This is a genomic window from uncultured Clostridium sp. (assembly GCF_963527835.1).
In the GTDB taxonomy this organism is placed as follows: Bacteria; Bacillota; Clostridia; order Clostridiales; family Clostridiaceae; genus Clostridium.
Genome location: NZ_CAURTC010000079.1, coordinates 1 through 2,555, shown reverse-complemented (window position 1 = coordinate 2,555; position 2,555 = coordinate 1). Strand labels below are relative to the sequence as shown.

Genomic DNA, 2,555 nt, shown 5'->3' with positions numbered 1-2,555 from the left:
TGGTTTATTTTAATGTTTCTTGATTTCTGTTCAATTTTCAAAGACCAAATTTTCTTTTTGTTGACTTTATTGTCAACTTTTGTTTTAATCTGTCGCACTTAAGCGACTTCTTAATATTATCATTTATCTCAATTTGTGTCAACACTTTTTTTAATGTTTTATTTAAACATAATTTGTAGTGTTGTTTGTTGTCACCTCAGCGACGAGATTTATTCTATCATATCAGATAATGTAAATATATATCTAATTATCTGTTATTAGAGAATATCTTTAATTTATTAATATTTATTATATTTTTCTTAATTATCCACATACTGATACACTAGGCTATGTTTTTACCATATTATTAACTTACTACCATACTTTTATTCTATTTTCCGGTGATACATACATATCATCATCCTGTTTTATTCCATAAACATCATAAAATTCTTCAAATTGACTTAATACAGTATTAACTCTTACCTTTTTAGGCGAATGTACATCATTTTTCAAAAGATAATATTCCATTTCTTTAGTGCTAATCCCTCTCCAAATAATTGCATAATTTTTAAATAGATCCTTTAAATTAACATTATTAATGTTTTTAGCTATATCTATTATGCATGCAACCCCACCTAAATCGCTTATATTTTCACCTGCTGTAAGTTTTCCATTAACAAATTCTCCATTATTAATTTGTATCTGTGAGTAATAATTCATTACTTTACTTACTTCTAATATTAAATTCTTCATAATCTTTATCCGTCCACCAATTATTTAAATTTCCACATTCATCAAATTTTGAACCTGTATTGTCAAATGCATGAGTTAACTCATGACCAATAACAACTCCAATGCCCCCTAAATTTTTCATTTTACTATTTTTTATATCATAAAACGGCTCCTGAAGTATTGCTGCTGGAAATACTATTTCATTTTTAGTTGGATTATAATATGCATTAACTGTTTGAGGTGACATTTCCCATGAATTATGTTCTACTTCTTTATTTAACAATGATAATTCTTCTTTTAATTGAAAATTACATATATTTAATACGTTTTCTAATAAACATCCACAACTTTTGTGACTTTTTATTATTAATTGTGCATAATTTGTCCACACCTCTGGATATCCTATCTTAACATTAATATTATTAAGTTTTTTATTGCTCTTTCTTTTGTACATTCACTCATCCAATCTAAATTATTTAAAATTATCTATTATTTCAGAAGTTAATACTTCTACTTCTTTTTTTGAATCTTCGCTAAAATAATTTTTTACATATATTTTTCCTAATGGCTCACTTAAAACCGAATTAACTAAATTAATTGCTCTTTCTTCATCACTTATTTTATCTTTTACTCCATAAATTATTTTATTTAAATTATCATTAGCATTTCTAAAATCTTTTGATAAATAATTTGAACTTTTCATAAGTATATTAGTTTCTAAAAATAATTTTATATCTTCAATATTATTTTCAATCATAAGCTTATCTAATTCTTTAATATGTTGTGGATTATTTACAACTATTTTATTAGGTTCGTCAATTTTTAATTTCTCAAATATTTCATCAAACTTAATATTAGGAGCTAATTCATTTAATTCTTTTTGTGAATATATATTGTAAGATTTCTTTATTGTATCTGATTCTTCTGCATTTTGTTTTATAGTAGGAATATCTTTAACCAAATTATTTTCTATTTTATAAAACTGCTCCGCCTTTTTATTAGCATTATTTCTAGATTCTCCAATCGACTTATATAATTTCGATATATATTTCTTATATTCAGTTTCTATTTTTTTATTTAAATCAGTTTTTTCTATATAATATCTTTTAAATCTTGTTTTACTTTTATATTAGCTTCTTCAAAAAAACTATAGGTTGTATATCCTTTAGGTAGTTTGGCTTTGCTCAACCAATCATCATTTGTATAATCATAAAAATCATCTTCTAATCCCACTTCACTCTTGCTATTTACTTTATGTATACTATATGCATAAGCATAGTTATAAAAATTATTAAAAGATAACAATATAGTTAAAAATATTACTAAAAATCTATATAGTATTTTATTTGATAAATTCCTCATTATTTATAATCTCCTCTTATATAAACATTTTTATATACAATCTAAAATCTACTTGTATTATTATTTAGCATTAACTAATAAATAATACATATAACACTATAAAGTTTTGGTTAAAATAAAATTATAGTAGTATTTCTAAATTCTATTACCTTGCCAATTTTAATTATGCATATATAAACACTTTTTTTTAAACACATATAAGTTAATAAATAGTAATATGAAATAAAATCCAAATAAAAATATAAGAAGAGAAAAAAAATACCAATAGTTTATACTGTCTATAAACTATTGGTATTACTATGTTTTTGGTACACCTAACAGGATTCGAACCTGCGACGCTTGGATTCGAAGTCCAACGCTCTATCCAGCTGAGCTATAGATGTATAAATATAAAATAAAAAACAACTGATATCAGTTGTTTTATTGGAGCGGGTGATGAGAATCGAACTCACGTAACTAGCTTGGAAGGCTAGGGCTCT

The 2,555-nt window shown here is 24.1% G+C and carries 4 protein-coding genes and 1 tRNA gene; all 5 read right to left on the bottom strand.

All coding sequences use genetic code 11. The features are described 5' to 3' along the window. Positions 1–354 precede the first annotated feature (354 nt). The 5 genes from RYM86_RS18475 to RYM86_RS18455 all read right to left on the bottom strand — a co-directional run bounded on the left by RYM86_RS18475 (position 355) and on the right by RYM86_RS18455 (position 2,459). Entirely contained in the window at positions 355–735 is a 381-nt protein-coding gene (locus RYM86_RS18475) for a M13-type metalloendopeptidase (protein WP_315082310.1), read from the bottom strand. Beyond that, on the bottom strand, positions 707–1,168 hold the full coding sequence (locus RYM86_RS18470; RefSeq protein ID WP_315082309.1) for a M13-type metalloendopeptidase: 462 nt from the start codon (positions 1,166–1,168) through the stop codon (positions 707–709). Before RYM86_RS18470 ends, RYM86_RS18475 begins: the two co-directional genes overlap by 29 nt. Before the next feature lie 18 nt (positions 1,169–1,186). Further along, positions 1,187–1,783 (bottom strand): hypothetical protein, encoded by a 597-nt coding sequence (locus RYM86_RS18465; RefSeq protein WP_315082311.1) that lies wholly within the window; start codon positions 1,781–1,783, stop codon positions 1,187–1,189. 23 nt (positions 1,784–1,806) lie between these two features. Then, the gene (locus RYM86_RS18460) at positions 1,807–2,076 is read right to left on the bottom strand and encodes a hypothetical protein (protein ID WP_315082308.1); all 270 of its coding nucleotides are present in this window, start codon (positions 2,074–2,076) and stop codon (positions 1,807–1,809) included. Positions 2,077–2,382: 306 nt separating this feature from the next. Further along, positions 2,383–2,459, bottom strand: a tRNA-Arg gene (locus RYM86_RS18455). Positions 2,460–2,555: the final 96 nt, after the last annotated feature.

Bases quoted from the DNA above. Each gene is read 5' to 3' on its own strand.
- RYM86_RS18470 (WP_315082309.1), bottom strand. From the start codon at position 1,168: ATGTACAAAAGAAAGAGCAATAAAAAACTTAATAATATTAATGTTAAG.
- RYM86_RS18460 (WP_315082308.1), bottom strand. From the start codon at position 2,076: ATGAGGAATTTATCAAATAAAATACTATATAGATTTTTAGTAATATTT.
- RYM86_RS18475 (WP_315082310.1), bottom strand. From the start codon at position 735: ATGAAGAATTTAATATTAGAAGTAAGTAAAGTAATGAATTATTACTCA.